The 15,977-nt window shown below is 67.2% G+C and carries 17 protein-coding genes; 11 read left to right on the top strand and 6 right to left on the bottom strand.

Going from position 1 to position 15,977, the window contains the following annotated elements; translation table 11 throughout:
* Nucleotides 1-94 precede the first annotated feature (94 nt).
* Nucleotides 95-649 carry a hypothetical protein gene (locus ON23_RS22280; protein WP_143860186.1) on the bottom strand — a complete coding sequence of 185 codons (555 nt, stop codon included), beginning with the start codon at nucleotides 647-649 and terminating at the stop codon, nucleotides 95-97.
* A 251-nt stretch (nucleotides 650-900) separates the two neighbouring features.
* Here ON23_RS22280 and ON23_RS22285 point away from each other — a divergent pair, with 251 nt between their 5' ends.
* Nucleotides 901-1,395: a hypothetical protein gene (locus ON23_RS22285; protein WP_143860188.1), complete on the top strand. Its 495-nt coding sequence runs from the start codon at nucleotides 901-903 to the stop codon at nucleotides 1,393-1,395.
* Between the two features lie 186 nt (nucleotides 1,396-1,581).
* Nucleotides 1,582-1,812 carry a bacteriocin immunity protein gene (locus ON23_RS22290; protein ID WP_039780545.1) on the top strand — a complete coding sequence of 77 codons (231 nt, stop codon included), beginning with the start codon at nucleotides 1,582-1,584 and terminating at the stop codon, nucleotides 1,810-1,812.
* A gap of 688 nt (nucleotides 1,813-2,500) precedes the next feature.
* Here ON23_RS22290 and ychF read toward each other — a convergent pair.
* Both ychF and ON23_RS22305 read right to left on the bottom strand, forming a co-directional pair.
* Nucleotides 2,501-3,580, bottom strand: coding sequence for a redox-regulated ATPase YchF (gene ychF / locus ON23_RS22300; RefSeq protein ID WP_039780547.1), 1,080 nt, complete (start codon nucleotides 3,578-3,580; stop codon nucleotides 2,501-2,503).
* A 136-nt stretch (nucleotides 3,581-3,716) separates the two neighbouring features.
* Nucleotides 3,717-4,574: a nucleotidyltransferase family protein gene (locus ON23_RS22305; RefSeq protein WP_051043085.1), complete on the bottom strand. Its 858-nt coding sequence runs from the start codon at nucleotides 4,572-4,574 to the stop codon at nucleotides 3,717-3,719.
* A 166-nt stretch (nucleotides 4,575-4,740) separates the two neighbouring features.
* On the opposite strand from ON23_RS22305, the gene ON23_RS22310 reads away from it, so the two are divergent.
* Nucleotides 4,741-5,178, top strand: a complete 438-nt coding sequence (locus ON23_RS22310) for a GlcG/HbpS family heme-binding protein (RefSeq protein WP_174376511.1) — start codon at nucleotides 4,741-4,743, stop codon at nucleotides 5,176-5,178.
* Nucleotides 5,179-5,192: 14 nt separating this feature from the next.
* Here the strand turns inward: ON23_RS22310 and ON23_RS22315 are convergent, their stop codons facing one another.
* Nucleotides 5,193-5,678, bottom strand: coding sequence for a GlcG/HbpS family heme-binding protein (locus tag ON23_RS22315; RefSeq protein WP_083904168.1), 486 nt, complete (start codon nucleotides 5,676-5,678; stop codon nucleotides 5,193-5,195).
* Between the two features lie 37 nt (nucleotides 5,679-5,715).
* Between ON23_RS22315 and ON23_RS22320 the strand changes: the two genes are divergently transcribed.
* Together ON23_RS22320 and ON23_RS22325 are read left to right on the top strand one after the other, a co-directional pair.
* A complete protein-coding gene (locus ON23_RS22320; protein ID WP_039780548.1) occupies nucleotides 5,716-6,156 on the top strand; it encodes a MarR family winged helix-turn-helix transcriptional regulator in 441 nt (146 codons plus the stop codon).
* A 67-nt stretch (nucleotides 6,157-6,223) separates the two neighbouring features.
* The gene (locus ON23_RS22325; RefSeq protein ID WP_039780549.1) at nucleotides 6,224-6,874 is read left to right on the top strand and encodes a Uma2 family endonuclease; all 651 of its coding nucleotides are present in this window, start codon (nucleotides 6,224-6,226) and stop codon (nucleotides 6,872-6,874) included.
* A 97-nt stretch (nucleotides 6,875-6,971) separates the two neighbouring features.
* On the opposite strand, the gene ON23_RS22330 is transcribed toward ON23_RS22325, so the two are convergent.
* The gene (locus tag ON23_RS22330) at nucleotides 6,972-7,586 is read right to left on the bottom strand and encodes a TIGR03086 family metal-binding protein (RefSeq protein WP_039780551.1); all 615 of its coding nucleotides are present in this window, start codon (nucleotides 7,584-7,586) and stop codon (nucleotides 6,972-6,974) included.
* Nucleotides 7,587-7,686: 100 nt separating this feature from the next.
* Here ON23_RS22330 and ON23_RS22335 point away from each other — a divergent pair, with 100 nt between their 5' ends.
* The 6 genes from ON23_RS22335 to ON23_RS22360 all read left to right on the top strand — a co-directional run bounded on the left by ON23_RS22335 (nucleotide 7,687) and on the right by ON23_RS22360 (nucleotide 15,407).
* Nucleotides 7,687-8,640 (top strand): helix-turn-helix transcriptional regulator, encoded by a 954-nt coding sequence (locus ON23_RS22335; protein ID WP_039780553.1) that lies wholly within the window; start codon nucleotides 7,687-7,689, stop codon nucleotides 8,638-8,640.
* Nucleotides 8,641-8,846: 206 nt separating this feature from the next.
* The gene (locus tag ON23_RS22340) at nucleotides 8,847-11,141 is read left to right on the top strand and encodes a carbon starvation CstA family protein (protein WP_039780554.1); all 2,295 of its coding nucleotides are present in this window, start codon (nucleotides 8,847-8,849) and stop codon (nucleotides 11,139-11,141) included.
* 107 nt (nucleotides 11,142-11,248) lie between these two features.
* On the top strand, nucleotides 11,249-11,428 hold the full coding sequence (locus tag ON23_RS22345; protein WP_039780566.1) for a YbdD/YjiX family protein: 180 nt from the start codon (nucleotides 11,249-11,251) through the stop codon (nucleotides 11,426-11,428).
* A gap of 227 nt (nucleotides 11,429-11,655) precedes the next feature.
* The gene (locus tag ON23_RS22350; RefSeq protein WP_083904169.1) at nucleotides 11,656-13,290 is read left to right on the top strand and encodes an AlkA N-terminal domain-containing protein; all 1,635 of its coding nucleotides are present in this window, start codon (nucleotides 11,656-11,658) and stop codon (nucleotides 13,288-13,290) included.
* Nucleotides 13,287-13,814 (top strand): methylated-DNA--[protein]-cysteine S-methyltransferase, encoded by a 528-nt coding sequence (locus ON23_RS22355; RefSeq protein WP_039780556.1) that lies wholly within the window; start codon nucleotides 13,287-13,289, stop codon nucleotides 13,812-13,814. The genes ON23_RS22350 and ON23_RS22355 overlap by 4 nt, the downstream gene beginning before the upstream one ends.
* A gap of 90 nt (nucleotides 13,815-13,904) precedes the next feature.
* Nucleotides 13,905-15,407 carry a carboxylesterase/lipase family protein gene (locus ON23_RS22360; RefSeq protein WP_039780569.1) on the top strand — a complete coding sequence of 501 codons (1,503 nt, stop codon included), beginning with the start codon at nucleotides 13,905-13,907 and terminating at the stop codon, nucleotides 15,405-15,407.
* Here ON23_RS22360 and ON23_RS22365 read toward each other — a convergent pair.
* Nucleotides 15,408-15,977, bottom strand: a 570-nt coding sequence (locus ON23_RS22365) for an SbcC/MukB-like Walker B domain-containing protein (protein WP_039780557.1), incomplete at its 5' end; no start/stop codon positions are given.

The raw sequence follows: 15,977 nt of genomic DNA on the forward strand, positions 1-15,977 counted from the left end.
ACGCCGCGGAAGATCGACGGGCGGTATCGATCTGAAGTCGGCCTGACGCAATGACATGCCGATGACCGTGCCATCGAGGGCGTGCTTGCAGCGGTCAGTACCCATTGGCATCCAAGGCTTCCCGCACGGCTTTGCAGAGCTCGTAGTCCACCGCGCCAGGCGGGAGCAGCAAGTCTGCCTCGCTGAGCACGTCAACTGCGAGGTCGTCAATAGCTTGCAACGGAGAAGTTCCGTCGTCTTGTTCCTTGACTCCCATTCCCGCCCAAATGACAAGAAGTCCGCCGCGGTCCTTCCTGTCCAGCTTGCGGATCCGCCACCAAAGGTTATCGATCCTCCACATGGCGGAGATCGGGCCGATCAGGTCCATCCGCCAGGCACGACCGTAGGTCCCGGCGACCACATCCCAGGGATCGAGGCGTGGCGCACCTCCGAGATGGCGGTCGATCTGGCCGTGCAGCTTGCCGAGCTTGGTCTCGATCACGCTGTCGTCGCGGAAATCCATCGCCGCCAGATCGTTCAGGGCAGACCACGAGAAGCCCTGACGCAGTAGGACTTGCGCGATCAACGGCCAACAGCGTTCGAAAAGTATGTCCTCTGCTGCCAATCCAGTAAGACCGTGGATCACCTGAGCAGTAGCAGTCGCGGACATCCTGCGAGCATAAGCACCACGTCGGCCTCACCAAACCGCAATACCAACGCGCTATTTTGCCGCAGCCCGCGCTGACCGAACCGGCCAGCGCGGGGCAACCGAAGACCAACGGGCCGCGGCCATACGACAGCGGCCGAACGGACTGACATGCCGATGACAGGGTCGCTTCGGCTGGCCAACCGGTCAAATATCTGTGTTTGCCGATTTTGAGCGGTAGTCTGGGCGCTCGGTGTTGAAGAAGGGGAGGGGTTTTGGCGCATATCTGGGTGGTTGTGTGCTTGCCGCCGGATGCGATCGATGATGTGCAGACTGCGCTCACTCGAGCACTCGCTCCGTTCGAGATGTACGAACAACCCGCTGAGCGGAGCATGTGGGACACATGGCGGATTCGGGGCGGCGGCGAAGGAGCCGGGTTCTACGTACGACCGGGCTATGAGGACGACCCTCGGTTGATCCACGACACCCCCAACTACCGAGGCGAAGTGCTGCCCACCAACCGAGGCGAATGCGCGGGCGGGCCAAAAGCACTGCTGGACCTCACAAGGAAGACCCTCGCATGGTGCGACGTACTAACCCTCGACGGTTGGTGGGTCGAGGACAGCGGCGTCTGCTGGCATAAGGACGAGGACGAAAACACGTCCTACGAAGACGAGCCCGACTGCCCAGTACCGCCTCGCGGCAACCAGAACTACCTGGCGACACTGCCCGAAGACACAGTGCTCGTCCGGGTCTATTGCCACGGCTGACAGCGCACGCTCATGCCGCGTTGAGCGCTGTTCGAAGCGGCTTGCGCGGCCCAGCGGAAGATCAACGGACAGTGCCGGTTCGAGGCCATCGGAACGTCTTGCACTGGCGACGAGCGTGCACCGTACACACCGTTCCCCGCGTCTTCATTGCGATCATGGACGGAACTCAAAACGAAGGCGAGCACCATGGCCAGGCTCGATCGCAAGCAACTCATCGAACTAGTCGCACGCATCCAGAACGTCGAGGGCAGCGAGGAACAGTTGGATGAATGGCTCATGCAGCTCCAGGATTCGGTGGCGGACCCGCACATCTCCGACCACCTCTTCTGGGACTTCTCTGATCCGCCGTTGACCCCCGAGCAGATCGTGGACAAGGCTCTCGCCTACCGGCCGATCGTGCTCGGCGGACCGGATTAGCGGACCACCACAACATCCTGCATTGCCGCATGGCGCGCTGAGCGAACCAGCCAGTAAGGACATCGACGACACAGCCTGGCCCCTGCCGGAATCGCCCGGCGGCACTGAATGAGTCTGTGCTCGTAGCGGTTCGACTGCGCGGTTCACGACGTGGAGAAACACCGACTCGACCAGCAGTCCACCTGCTCGTCGGTGCCGTGGTTGCATGATTCGCGTATGGACAATTGGCAGCCCAGCCACGGTTCCCCACCGTCGAAGGACGACGATGATCTTTTGCGGCACATCCCGTTCTGGGAGGGCGAGGTAGCGAAGTGGGAACGGCAAAACGAACCCGAGTTGGCCAGGCAAGCCCAGGAGGAAGTAGACAGCTACCGCGCCGAGGCTATCCGTCGTGGCCTGATAATCCCCGCAACGACTGACTAGGGTTGAGATCGGTTGAGATCGCGGTGGCCGCTTCGCTCCGCTGATCGAACCAACCAGCCGGGTACGACCAAACGATCGACCGGCCGAGCCGACGTGAGGCTGGCGGAACGTCCGCAACTGCCGCATACCGCGCTGATCGAACCGGCCAACGGCTCGGCGCCGGCGAAACGACTGAGCCCCCACCCGAATACCGAATGGGGGCCTCTGCAAGGTCGCTGACAGCAGCGCTGAAAGCGCTGCCCTACTTCTTCCAGACGCTGATCCGCTACACGTTGAAGCGGAACTCGACCACGTCCCCGTCGTGCATGACGTAGTCCTTACCTTCCATCCGCACCTTGCCTGCGGACTTGGCGGCGGCCATGGAACCGGCCTCGACCAGGTCGTCGTAGGCCACGATTTCGGCCTTGATGAAGCCGCGTTCGAAGTCGGTGTGGATGACGCCGGCTGCCTTGGGGGCGGTGTCGCCTTGGTGGATGGTCCACGCGCGGGCTTCTTTCGGGCCGGCGGTGAGGTAGGTCTGGAGGCCGAGGGTGTGGAAGCCGGCTCGGGCCAGGGCGTGCAGGCCCGGTTCGGTCTGGCCGATGGATTCCAGTAGTTCCAGGGCGGATTCGGCGTCCAACTCCAGGAGTTCGGCTTCCACCTTGGCGTCGAGGAAGACCGCATCGGCCGGGGCGACAGCGGCTTTCAGTTCGGCGACGCGGGCCTCGTCGGTCAGGACCGACTCGTCGGCGTTGAAGACGTAGAGGAACGGCTTGGTGGTGAGCAGCGACAGTTCGCGCAGGAGGTCGGCGTCGAGCTTGTCGCGGACGGCGTAGAGGGTTTTGCCCTCGTTGAGGAATTCCTGGGCCTGCTTGGCGGCGTCGGCGACCGGCTTGCGGTCCTTCTTGACCTTGGCTTCCTTGTCGAGGCGGACGACCGCCTTCTCCAGGGTCTGCAGGTCGGCGAGGATGAGCTCGGTTTCGATGACCTCGATATCGCTGAGGGGGTCGACCTTGCCGTCGACGTGGACCACGTCGTCGTCGGCGAAGACGCGGACCACCTGGCAGATGGCGTCGGCTTCGCGGATGTTGGCGAGGAATTTGTTGCCCAGGCCCGCGCCCTCGGAGGCGCCCTTGACGATGCCGGCGATGTCGACGAAGGACACCGTCGCGGGGACGATGCGCTCGGAGCCGAAGATCTCGGCGAGCTTGTCCAGCCTCGGGTCGGGCAGCGGCACCACGCCGACGTTCGGCTCGATGGTGGCGAAGGGGTAGTTCGCCGCGAGCACGTCGTTGCGGGTCAGCGCGTTGAACAGCGTCGACTTTCCGACGTTGGGCAGGCCGACGATACCGAGGGTGAGACTCACGAGTGCAAGAGTCTACGCGGCGCACGTTCGGCGACCGAATCTGCCCAGGTCGCGAGCAGTGCATGGAGTACCCCGGGGCCGCCGACCCTGGCCAGTGCATGCCCGGACGATCCGCCACCTGTGCGCGACCGGCCGCTCAGGAGGTGGCGGGCAGCGCGAGCGCGCTGTCGATCGCCGCATCCAGAAACGCGAGAGTGTCACGGCGGCGTGCGAGCGGATTGCGGTAGGTGCGGTTCCCCTCGGCACCGTCGGTGCGGAGGTGGAGGCTCTCGGCGATGATCGGCTGCCAACGCGAGTCGAACGTTCTCAACGCGTAACGGCCGGCTCCGCATTTGGAGGTCATCGTTCCGGTCGCGAGCAGGTGGTGAAGGCGGCTCACCCCGAGCACTGCCCATACCGGGAACCACGGGGTCAGCCCCACGGCGAGCGACAGCGGATGCGCTCTCCGCGAGCGCTCCCACCACGGCCGCCAATAGCCGCGCACATTGTCCACGGTGAAGTCGCGCAAGGCCGTTCGATCCGCCCACACCTCGATGTCATCCGGCCGCGGGCCGCGAACCGTGATCCCGTGCCAGGCCAGCTCGCAGAACGTCACCGGGTTGATACCGGAGCGACCGGAGGCGGTGAACCGGCTCTCCTGGGCGCAGGGAACATCGGGGCACTCGATCGGCCCCGCGGCGAGATCCGTCCAATTCAGGACGGCGCCATCGAAATTCGGCCGCGGTGCCGCGCGGACCGTGCGACGGTGCGCCTCGGCCAAGCCTGTCATCTCCGGCGAGTCCGGCTCGACGCGCTGATCGGTGACCGCGACGAAGTCGATATCGCTCGCGGTGGTGAGCCGCCCTCGCCCGGCGCCGTGGGCATGGAAATCGCCCAACGCGACGGAACCGACCAGATAGAAGCCGGTGACCAAACCCGGCGACAACTCGTCGACAGCGGTGAGGAACAGCCCCACACTGCACGCGACCTCGGCCGGAAGATCGTCGATGGACATGCCGCCAACCTACCGTTCGGCCGCCCTCGACCACAGCGACGAATCGGCCTGCTGGACAAGGTGGGACGGCTCCGCGACGCGGCACACAAAGATACACTGCCACAACGGATTAGACGTTCCACACCGCCGACCGCACGCTGGGACGGCACCGGGCTAAGGTCGATCCATGGCGCAGATCCCTCGACTTCCCGGATTGGGCTTGGCCGATGCCGATTGGCTGGTGACCGCGGCATTGACGGTCGCCTCCGAACACCGATTTCCGCCGCTGGCGGTGGCGGTGACCGATGTGAGCGGCGCGGTGATCGCGCTGCGACGGGCGGACGGCGGGATGCCGATGACGAGTCGGCTCGCGGTGGCCAAGGCGCGCACCGCACTCCTCACGCTGCATCCCTCGGGACAACTCCCCCTGCCGGGTGAGATCGTCGACAGCATTCAGCATCTCTTCGACGGCGACTACATTCCGTTCGCGGGTGGCGTGCTCGTCACCGAGAACGGGGTGATCCTCGGGGCGGCCGGGGCATCGGGCGCTCATGCGACCCAGGATGAGGAAGCCGTCCAGGCCGCCGTCGAGCGCTGGCATGAATACCGTTCGCACACAGCCTGATTCGTAGCAGTCCTTCACGCCGCGTCGGGTGTCGATCGAGAAGTAGCGAGCCCGAACTCGGCGCATTCGTCGTCCTGTTCGGGCCGCCCGCCACTGACCGCGACCGCGCCGAGTACGACACCGTCGCGACGAATCAGCCGCGAGCCCGCGCCCACCACGATCGGTGCCGGTGACAACCGATCGATGCGATCGAACAGGGCGGGCCAGGCTTTCTGGAGCTGCTGCAGTTCACCGCCGTCGCGATGGAACAGAGCGACGCCGGCGGCCTTCGCGGGGGCGATCCGAGCCGAGAGCGGTGGAGCACCGTCCATCCGATCCAGCACTCGCACATGCCCACCCTCGTCCACGACGGCCACGGTCACTCGGGCACCCAATTTCGCAGCGCGAGAGCGTATCTGGGCACTGATGGCGTGTGCTTCATCCAGCGTGAGCACCATTTTCTCCACCTCCGACAATCGTTGGACCACCCAACGATTTACCCAGGCGACGGTACTCCACATTCGTTGGCCCGTCCAACGAATCCACTAGACTTCACGCATGGACGACACACCCGCACGGCTGCGTGGCAAACCGAGTTGGCTGGTCAGCAAGACCGCGGCACTCGCCCAGCGGCATATCGGAGAAGCCATGTCGGCGGCCGGCGCCCGCGGCTACCACTTCGCGATTCTGGCCGCACTCGACGAGTTCGGGCCGGCCAGCCAAGTGGCGATCGGCCGGCGGTGCCGCATCGACCGCAGCGATATGCACGCCATGCTGACCGAGCTCGAGTCGCAGAAATACGTTGCGCGACAACCCGATCCGGACGACCGCCGCCGCAACCTGATCACCCTCACCGCAGCCGGCGAACGACGACTGCACGAACTGGACGCCGCATTGACCGCCGCCCAGGACGAGATATTCGGCGGACTGACGACGCCGGAGCGCGACCGCCTGATCCGGCTGCTGACCCGCGTGCTGGACCGACACGGGAACGACTAGCAAGACCGGCCGAGCACGCAAAGCGACCACGGGTGGTCCCTACCGTCTGCGAGTTACGATTGGCGGCATGGTCCTGCGCGGTATCGACCGCCCCGACCTCCCCGAATACATGACGTGGGAGGAACTGGAACGGCTTCCGGCGGACGTGGCGGACCAGATCGAGCTGTGGGAAGGGCGGATCGTGTGGTTGCCCTGCGGCCCACGCGAGCATCAGCGCTTCACCCGCCGGCTGACGAACGAATTCGAGCGCTGTGTGCGCGAGGACATGAGCCTGCGCCCGGATCGATGCTGGGAGGCGGAAGCCGAAACGAATGTCTTCCTCGGCCGCGCGGGCAAGAACGACTTCCTCACTCCCGATTTTCTCGTACACCGATGCTTGCCGCCCTATGCCGATGTCCGCGCTGCGGACACGGTTCTGGTCGGAGAGGTGCGGTCACCGTCGAACAGCCAAACCGATATGGAAGCGAAGAAAGCCCGGTACGCGAGCGCCGGAATTCCCTGGTATTGGGAAGTGACGCTACAACGCGACGTGAGTTCGATCGATGTCGTTCGCGCCTACGGGCTCGAAGTCGGTCACGCGCGGCTGCCGGACGGTGTGACGCCGTTACGACCGGCCAACTATCTGCTCGTCGGCGAATGGACACACAACGACGAGGCGGGCATTGCCTTCGGACACCCCTTCGATATCACGATGCCCTGGTCTGCCCTCGCCTTCTGAATCCGCCTTCCACACCCCCTCCGGAGTCTCCGAACGGGTCCGGCCGGCCATCGCGTACCGGCACGAAACCCGTTCTCGCGGAGAGTGACCAGCGGACTCAGGCGCGTGGGTTGCGGCCGAGGTAGCGCAGGAGGGTGTCGGTGGGGGTGTCGCCGGGCTCGGCATCCAGCACCGCCGCATAGGCGCCCCACTGGCGCAGCGGTTCGATCAGATCGGTTGCGGCAGTGAGGAGATGGGTGGCCAGGGTGTCGGTGAGCGGGGACGGCCGGCCGGTGGCGATCGCGATGTCCCAGGCGTGGACGGCGGCATCCAAGGCGGCCATGACGGCGGCGACGGGGGTCGGGAGGGCGCCGTGCGGGAGCGGGGTGGGGACGGTTTCGGCGGCGTCGGTGACGGTGGCCCAGGCGGTGGCGGTCTGGTCGAGGGCGGCGGAGATCAGCTCCACGCCGGTGCCGTCCAGCGAGCCGGAAGGGGCGAAGGGGTCGTAGGCGGGACCGGCGCCCACGCCGAGGGCGGCGGCGAAGGCGAGCTGATCACCGGCGGCGTGCTGGACGACCTGCGTGACGGTCCACTGCGAGCACGGGGTGGGCAGGTCCCACTGGGCGGCGCCGATTCCGGCGACCGCGTCGGCGAGAGCGCGGTAGGAGTCGGCGACGACGTCACGCCAGACCGGGGCGAGAGCGGCGGCGGGGGCAACGGAGGTGGCGTTCATCGGAGAGCCTTTCGTTCTTCGTTTTCAACGTTGAACTCAGACTATGCGGCTATTAGGCTTGTTTCCTTCCTAATAATCCGCCGCCGGAAAAGGCTTAGATGTGACCTCCACCACAACTCGCGTGCTGCGCCTGCTGTCGCTGTTGCAGGACCGCACATATACCGGCCGGGAGCTGGCGCAACGCCTCGATGTGAGCGACCGGACCCTGCGTCAGGACATCGCCCGGTTGCGGGAACTCGGCTATCCGGTCCATGCCGAACGCGGCGCGGTCGGCGGCTATCGGATCGGCCAGGGCAAGACGATGCCGCCGCTGCTGCTCGACGACGACGAGGCGGTCGCGGTGGCGGTGGCGATCGGCCTCGCGGAGGACGGGTCCACCGGAATCGCGGATATCGACGAGAACGTGACGCGGGCGCTCGCCAAGTTGGAGCGGATCCTGCCGGTTCGGTTGCAGCGCAAGGTGACAGCGTTGCGCACGGCCACCGAGATCGGTCCCGCGACGACCGGCTCACGCGAACCCGATGCGCCCGTGCCGGCACAGACCCTCACCACCATCGCGTCCGCGATTCGCGGCACTCGGATCCTGACCGTCGACGGCGGACTGCTCGAACCGTATCGGCTGATCAACTGGCAACGCCGGTGGTATCTCGTCGCCTACGATCTCGAAACCCATGGCTGGCGAGCGCTTCCCGTGGCCGCCGTCGACAGTGTCGCGAGTGGATCCCGCCACTTCGCGGCCCGTACGCTGCCCGCGGACGATCTCGTGGCGTTCGTGCTGCGGGAAATCGCCACGGCCGGTTGGCGAGTCCACGCCCGGGTCACCGTACTGGCGCCGGCCGAAACGGTGATCGCGCGCATCAACCCGGCCGTGGGCGTGGTGGAACCCGTCGACGCACAGTCGTGTGTGTTGTACACCGGGGCGGACACTTTGGAGACGATCGCGATCTACCTGAGCATGCTGATGATGGACTTCCGCGTCGACGGACCGCCGGAGCTCGTGGACCACATCCGGACACTGGGCCGGCGGTATTCATCGGCCGTCCCGCCCGAATGACGCCCGGGCCGCCCGGCACGCGGCTACCTGTGGTTCAGCCCGCGAGGCCTGATCCGATCCGATGAACAGTTCCTGAACGGGGTGCGGATACCGGGGAGGGCTCGCCCGATTCGGCGGGATTCCGCTACCTTGAGTCAGTTCCACCTGATGTCCGGCCGGAAGCTCCTCTCCGATCGGACCTAGACCAGCACGGGAGAGTAGCTCGCATGGCGACGATCGAATACCTCCGAACCGAGCCGGAGCTGCCTCCCGTCGGGATCGTCGACCGCCGGCCGATCACGCCTGCCAAGAAGGCGATCTTCGCGGCCGTCGCCGTCTTCGGTGCGGTGGCCTGGGCGATCCTCGCCGTCGCCCGCGGCGAGAACGTCAACGCGGTATGGATCGTCATCGCGGCGGTGTGCACCTACATCATCGCCTACCAGTTCTACGCGCGGCTGATCGAATGGAAGATCACCAAGCCGCGCGACGACACCGCCACTCCGGCCGAGGAACTGGAGAACGGCACCGACTACATGCCGATGGACCGGCGGGTCCTGTTCGGCCATCATTTCGCCGCCATCGCCGGCGCCGGGCCGCTGGTCGGGCCGGTCCTCGCGGCGCAGATGGGGTATCTGCCGGGCACGCTGTGGATCGTGATCGGCGTCGTGCTCGCGGGCGCCGTCCAGGACTATCTGGTGCTGTGGGCTTCGGTGAAGCGCCGCGGCCGCAGTCTCGGGCAGATGGCTCGTGACGAACTCGGTGTGGTGGGCGGTGTCGCGGCGCTGATCGCGGTGCTGGTGATCATGGTGATTCTGCTGGCCGTGCTGGGCATCGTGGTGGTCAACGCGCTCGCCGCGACCAAGGGCGCCGACGGGCAACTGCACGGCGGCAGCCCGTGGGGTGTGTTCTCGATTTCGATGACGATTCCGATCGCGCTGCTGATGGGTCTGTATCTGCGCTACGCGCGGCCGGGCAAGGTCGGCGAGATCTCCGTCGTCGGATTCGTCCTGTTGCTGCTGGCCATCGTCTCCGGGCGCTGGGTGTCGGAATCCGGCTGGGGCCGTGATCTGTTCACCCTCTCCGGCACCACCATCGCGTGGATGCTGATCATCTACGGCTTCATCGCCTCGGTGCTGCCGGTCTGGCTGTTGCTGGCGCCGCGCGACTATCTGTCTACGTTCATGAAGGTCGGCACGATCGTGCTGCTGGCGCTGGGCGTGGTGATCACCATGCCGGTGCTGCACGCACCCGCGGTCTCCCAGTTCGCCGGGAACTCCAAGGGGCCGGCGTTCGCGGGCAGCCTCTTCCCGTTCCTGTTCATCACCATCGCCTGCGGTGCGCTCTCCGGATTCCACGCCCTGGTGTCCTCGGGCACCACGCCGAAACTGCTCGAAAAGCAGTCGCAGGCACGGATGATCGGCTACGGCGGCATGCTGATGGAGTCGTTCGTCGCGGTGATGGCGATCATCGCGGCCAGCATTCTCGACCAGCATCTGTACTTCGCGATGAACACCGGCGGCCTCACCAGCGCGCAGGCCGCCGCGGACAAGGTGAACGCCCTCGGGCTCGGCGGGACACCGATCACGGCGAACGAGTTGAACCAGGCCGCCCACGACGTGGGTGAACAGGCGATCTACTCGCGCACCGGCGGCGCGCCCACACTGGCCGTCGGCATGGCCGAGGTGATGCACAACTTCATCGGCGGTGCCGCGATGAAGTCGTTCTGGTACCACTTCGCGATCATGTTCGAGGCGCTGTTCATCCTGACCACCATCGATGCCGGCACCCGCGTCGCGCGCTTCATGCTCTCGGACACGCTCGGCAACCTCGGCGGCCCGGCCCGCAAGTTCAAGGATCCGTCCTGGCGGCCGGGAGCGTGGCTGTGCACCTTCGTCGTGGTCGCCGCCTGGGGTTCGGTGCTGTTGATGGGCGTCACCGATCCGCTCGGCGGTATCTACACGCTGTATCCGCTGTTCGGTATCGCCAATCAGCTGCTGGCCGCGGTCGCGCTGACGGTGGTGTTGGTGATCGTGATGAAGAAGAGGCTGTGGAAGTGGGCCTGGATTCCGGCGCTGCCGCTGATCTGGGATCTCATCGTCACCATGACGGCCTCGTGGCAGAAGATCTTCTCCGGCGACAAGAACATCGGCTACTGGACCCAGCACCGCATCTACAGCGACGCGCGTGACGCCGGGAAGGTGCTCGCACCGGCCAAGAGCATGGCCGATATGGACAAGGTCGTGCGCAACACGTTCATCCAGGGCTCACTGTCGATCATCTTCGCGGTGCTGGTGTTGATCGTCGCCGTGGTCGGTGTGATCGTGTGCGTTCAGGCGGTGCGGCGCGGTGGTGGAGCCACCACCGAGACTCCGGAAGTGCCGTCGAAGATCTTCGGGCCCTCGGGCTTCCTCACCACCAAGGCCGAGAAGGAGGTGCAGCGCGAATGGGAGGAACTGGAACGCACGGGAGCGGTGAAGGTCCCCGGAGCAGCGCACGCGTCGACTCCGGAACCGGCTTCCTAGCAAGCGAATTCGAGGGTTCCGGCGCGGCGGCAGATGCCGCGCCGGCCCCGTCCGCCGCCACGGAGGCGAGAACGCACCGGCGTGCCGTGGCGGTTCTCCGGGCGCCGCTGCGTGCGGTGCGGGCGGCAGCCCGCTATCTGAACGCGGTGCTCGGCGGGCAGGACTATCCGCGCTATGTGGAACATCTGCGCCGCCGCCACCCCGATCGGCCGATTCCGAGCGAGCGCGAGTACTGGCGAGAGCGGCACGCCGCGGCCGATCGCAACCCCGGGACCCGGTGTTGCTGAGCTCGCCGGTCGCGGTGTGATCTGCGACCGACCCCCGCACAACTCATCCGGCGACTCCCGCCCACCCGAAATCCTTGCGACGCTGCGGAATAGGCCCTTTGCGGCGGTTATACGCAGCTGCTCTCAGTCGACCGATCATTGATAGCACGCAGCTATGTCGCTGAAACGTTGTCCCTCGGGGGTAGTTGTCTGATTCCCGCTAGCGCAGGCGGCCTCGGGCTGACAAGGTGGACTGCGTGAGTGTGAACGGTCTGGACTTCGAGCGCTGTTATCGAGCGGTGGCCACCCGCGATGCCCGTTTCGACGGTCATTTCGTCACGGCAGTGCGCACCACCGGAATCTACTGTCGGCCATCGTGTCCTGCTATCACTCCGAAGCGTACGAATGTCACGTTCCTTCCCACCGCTGCCGCCGCGCAACAGAACGGCTTTCGCGCCTGCCGCCGGTGCCTGCCCGATGCCGCGCCCGGCTCACCGTTGTGGAACACCCGCGCCGATCTGGCCGCGCGGGCGATGCGGCTGATCGCCGACGGAGTGATCGAACGCAGCGGCGTGCCCGGCCTGGCCGACAAACTCGGCTATTCGCAGCGGCAACTGACCCGGGTACTCACCGCCGAACTCGGCGCCGGTCCGCTCGCCCTGGCCCGCGCCCATCGCGCCCACACCGCCCGGCTGCTCATCCAGACCACGCGAATGCCCATGTCCGACATCGCCTTCGCGGCCGGGTTCGCCAGCATCCGGCAGTTCAACGACACCGTGCGCGAGGTGTTCGTGGTGAGTCCGACCGTCCTGCGCGAAGAGGCGCGGCGGTTGCGCGGCGACACCCTGCCCGCCACCAACGGCGCCCTCACCCTGCGCCTGCCCTATCGCGAACCGCTCGATGCGAGCTGGCTCGAATGGTTCCTCTCCGCCCATGCGGTCCCCGGGCTGGAGAGCTGGGAGGACGGCGTCTACACACGCAGCCTGCGCACCCCGCACGGACATGCCACGGTGCGCGCGAGTATCCACCCCGGCCATGTGCGTGCGAGTCTGGCGCTGCACGATATGCGCGATCTGGCGCCGACGGTCGCGCGGATCCGGCATCTGCTCGACCTGGACGCCGATCCGGTCGGAATCGACGCCGCCCTCACCGAGGGCTTCGGGCCCGGTGCGCCGGCGATCAGCGCGGGCATCCGCGTGCCCGGCTGCCTGGACGGCTCGGAGTTGTTGCTGCGCACCATGATCGGACAGCAGATCTCGGTGTCGGCGGCGACCACGCACACCGCCCGCCTCGTCGACGCGCTCGGTGACAATGTCAACGGCCCGATGCCGCGGCTCTTCCCCACCGCCGAGGCCATCGCCGAACGGGGCGCCGACGTGCTGACCGGACCGGCCCGCCGGACCGCCTCGATCGTCGGGGCCGCCCGCGCGCTCGCCTCGGGTGACCTGCGACTGCACGCCGGCCGGACCGCCGCCGACGTACGCCGCGATCTGCTCGCCATCGACGGGGTCGGCCCGTGGACGGCCGACTACGTGACGATGCGCCTGCTCGCCGACCCGGACATCCTGCTGCATACCGATCTCGTGGTCCGGCAGGGCGCGGCCCAGTACGGGATCGATCTCACCGATACGTCGCGCTGGGCGCCGTGGCGGTCGTATCTGTCGATGCATCTGTGGAAGCGCGCGCTCTCCGAACGCACCGCGGTGGCCACGACCGCGCGAGCGGCATCGGCGCGCAACGGCGGATACCCCGCCGGCCGCGACGACGCCACCCGGCCCACACCTGCCCGTGCCGCACTCGACCGTCGTGGCGACGCCGCCCGTCCCGGGGCCGCTGCCGCCGACGCCGGCCGTCGCACGGCCTATCTGGGCGCGCGGCGATGAACACCGCCGATTACGCGACGGTCCCGACCCCGATCGGGCCGTTCACGGTGATCGCCGATGCCGACGGAGCGGTCCTGGCCTCCGGCTGGACCGCCGATGCGGAGGGGCTGCGCGGTCTCGTCCATCCGCAACTGCGACCTGCCGCGCTGCGCCGCTACGACGCCCTCGACGAGCTCACCGACACCGTCGAGCGATATCACCAGGGCGAACTGGACGCCATCGACGGAGTGGCGGTGCGGCAGGTATCCGGCCCGTTCCTCGAACACGCCTGGTCGGTGCTGCGGGCGGTACCGGCCGGCGCGCCGATCACCTACACCGCGTTCGCACTCCGGTCCGGCCGCCCGGAGGCCGTGCGCGCCGCCGCCAACGCCTGTGCGCGCAACGCGGCCGCGCTGTTCGTTCCGTGCCACCGGATTCTGCGGACGGACGGCTCGCTCGGCGGCTTCCGCTGGGGGCTGGGCTGTAAACGCTGGCTGCTCGCCCACGAGCGGGCGGCGGAAGACAAGGCCCAGCTCACGCGCTGAACTGTCGGGGTGATCCCCGATCCGGCCCGCCGAACCCGTGCCGAACAGTCGGTCCGGCGGGCAGAATGCGGAACGACGAAGGAGTTCTGCATGGAAACGATCGTGTCGGTCACAGGTGGCAAGGTCCGCGGCAGCACCGAGAACGAAGTGAGCGCATTCCTCGGCATCCCCTACGCGGCCGCGCCCGTGGGTCCGGCCCGATTCGATCTGCCGCGGCCGGTCCCGGAATGGGACGGCGTGCGCGACGCGCTGACCTACGGCGCGACCTGTGCGCAATCGCCCTATCCCGCGCCGATCCACGCGCTGATCGGCAGCGACGGATTGCCCGGTGACGAATACCTGAATCTGAACGTATGGACGCCCGATGTCGGCGGATCCGGCCTGCCGGTCATGGTGTGGATTCACGGCGGGGCCTTCACCCGCGGCTCCAATGCCCGCACCATGTACGACGGCAGTACGTTCGCCCGCGACGGGGTCGTGGTGGTGTCGATCAACTATCGGCTCGGGATCTCCGGCTTCGCCGCCGTGCCCGGCGCACCGCTCAACCGCGGCCTGCACGACCAGATCTTCGCGCTGCGCTGGGTGCGCGAGAATATCGCGGCGTTCGGTGGCGACCCCGACACTGTGACCGTCTTCGGCGAATCGGCGGGCGGAATGAGTGTGGTCGACCTGCTGACCGCCGCGCCCGCGCGCGGACTGTTCCACCGCGCGATCGTGCAGAGCGGCAACGGATCCGCGGTCGCCGAGGCCGCCGACGCCGTCAAGGTCGCCGAAAACCTCGCTCGCATACTGGGAATCGAGCCGACGGCCGCGGCCTTCGGCGAACTCGGACCCGACCGGCTGCGGACCGCGCAGGACGCGGTGGCGCTGGAGTTGATCACCAATCCGGATCCGAACCGGTGGGGCCGCACGATCATCGACAACGGCCTCGGGATTCTGAGCTTCTTCCCGGTGATCGACGGCGAACTCATCGAGGACCGGCCCGTCGACGTGCTGGACCGCTCCACCGGCCACGCCGTGCCGTTGATCATCGGCTGGACGGCCGAGGAATTCCGGTTCTTCACCTTCCCGACCGGCATCGCGGCCACGCTCACCGACGAGACGCTGGGGCCGGTGCTGTCTCGCTACGGCATCGACCCCGCCGTGGTGGACGTCTATGCCGGGCAGCGGCCGCAGGCCACACCCGCCGACCTCTTCGCGGCCGTGATCACCGATATGGTCTTCCGCGACGATTCCATGCGCATCGCGGCCGCCAACGCCGCCGCCGGGGCACCGACGCACGTGTACGAATTCGGCTGGCGCAGTGAGGTTCTCGACCTCGGCGCCTGTCATGTGCTGGAGATCCCGTTCGTCTTCGACAAACTCACCGAGGCACATCCGCTGACCGGACCGAACCCGCCGCAGCCGCTGGCCGACGAAATCCACCGGGCCTGGGTCGATTTCGCGACGCACGGCGATCCCGGTTGGAGGCCGTTCGGAACCGACCGGCAGGTGCGCAGATTCGACTTTCCGGACTCGACCACCGTGCCGGATCCGCACGCCGCGGAGCTACGGGCGCTGCGCGAATCGGGTAGCCGGTTGCGCCGCGGGTGATCAGGCGACGATCGTGCGCAGCCGGGAGCCGGTCGGTTCCCGGATCACATGGAGGCGGCTGGGGATGCGCTGACGCATCTCGTCGACGTGGCTGACCACGCCGACTACCCTTCCGCCCGAACGCAATTCGTCCAGCACACCCATCACGGCGTCGAGGGTGTCGGCGTCGAGGCTGCCGAAACCCTCATCGATGAAGAGGGTGTCGAGGACCAGGCCACCGGATTCCGCCGCGACCACATCGGCGAGGCCGAGCGCCAGTGACAGCGAGGCCATGAAGGTTTCGCCACCGGACAGTGTTTTCGCGGGACGGACGGCGCCGGTGTAGTCGTCGCGGATGTCCAGGCCGAGACCGCCGCGGCGGCCGCGCGGACCGGCCGCATCGGAGTGGACGAATTCGTAGCGGCCGCCCGACATCCGCCGCAGGCGTGCCGAACCGGCGATCGCGACCTCCTCCAGCCGCGCGGCGAGCACATAGGAGCGCAGGGACATGCGACGGTTGTTGGCGCCGCGTCCCGCGACCACATCGGCGAGCCCTTCGAGTTCAGTGTGCGCCTGCTGCAGCGGCGCGAT

It is taken from the genome of Nocardia cerradoensis NBRC 101014, from assembly GCF_000308535.1.
Taxonomy (GTDB): Bacteria; Actinomycetota; Actinomycetes; order Mycobacteriales; family Mycobacteriaceae; genus Nocardia; species Nocardia cerradoensis.

What these genes read in the sequence shown, in the direction of transcription:
- ON23_RS22280 (WP_143860186.1), bottom strand. Translation starts at nt 649, where the DNA reads ATGTCCGCGACTGCTACTGCTCAGGTGATCCACGGTCTTACTGGATTG.
- ON23_RS22290 (WP_039780545.1), top strand. Translation starts at nt 1,582, where the DNA reads ATGGCCAGGCTCGATCGCAAGCAACTCATCGAACTAGTCGCACGCATC.
- ON23_RS22305 (WP_051043085.1), bottom strand. Translation starts at nt 4,574, where the DNA reads ATGTCCATCGACGATCTTCCGGCCGAGGTCGCGTGCAGTGTGGGGCTG.
- ON23_RS22310 (WP_174376511.1), top strand. Translation starts at nt 4,741, where the DNA reads ATGGCGCAGATCCCTCGACTTCCCGGATTGGGCTTGGCCGATGCCGAT.
- ON23_RS22315 (WP_083904168.1), bottom strand. Translation starts at nt 5,678, where the DNA reads ATGTGGAGTACCGTCGCCTGGGTAAATCGTTGGGTGGTCCAACGATTG.
- ON23_RS22320 (WP_039780548.1), top strand. Translation starts at nt 5,716, where the DNA reads ATGGACGACACACCCGCACGGCTGCGTGGCAAACCGAGTTGGCTGGTC.
- ON23_RS22325 (WP_039780549.1), top strand. Translation starts at nt 6,224, where the DNA reads ATGGTCCTGCGCGGTATCGACCGCCCCGACCTCCCCGAATACATGACG.
- ON23_RS22330 (WP_039780551.1), bottom strand. Translation starts at nt 7,586, where the DNA reads ATGAACGCCACCTCCGTTGCCCCCGCCGCCGCTCTCGCCCCGGTCTGG.
- ON23_RS22340 (WP_039780554.1), top strand. Translation starts at nt 8,847, where the DNA reads ATGGCGACGATCGAATACCTCCGAACCGAGCCGGAGCTGCCTCCCGTC.
- ON23_RS22355 (WP_039780556.1), top strand. Translation starts at nt 13,287, where the DNA reads ATGAACACCGCCGATTACGCGACGGTCCCGACCCCGATCGGGCCGTTC.
- ON23_RS22360 (WP_039780569.1), top strand. Translation starts at nt 13,905, where the DNA reads ATGGAAACGATCGTGTCGGTCACAGGTGGCAAGGTCCGCGGCAGCACC.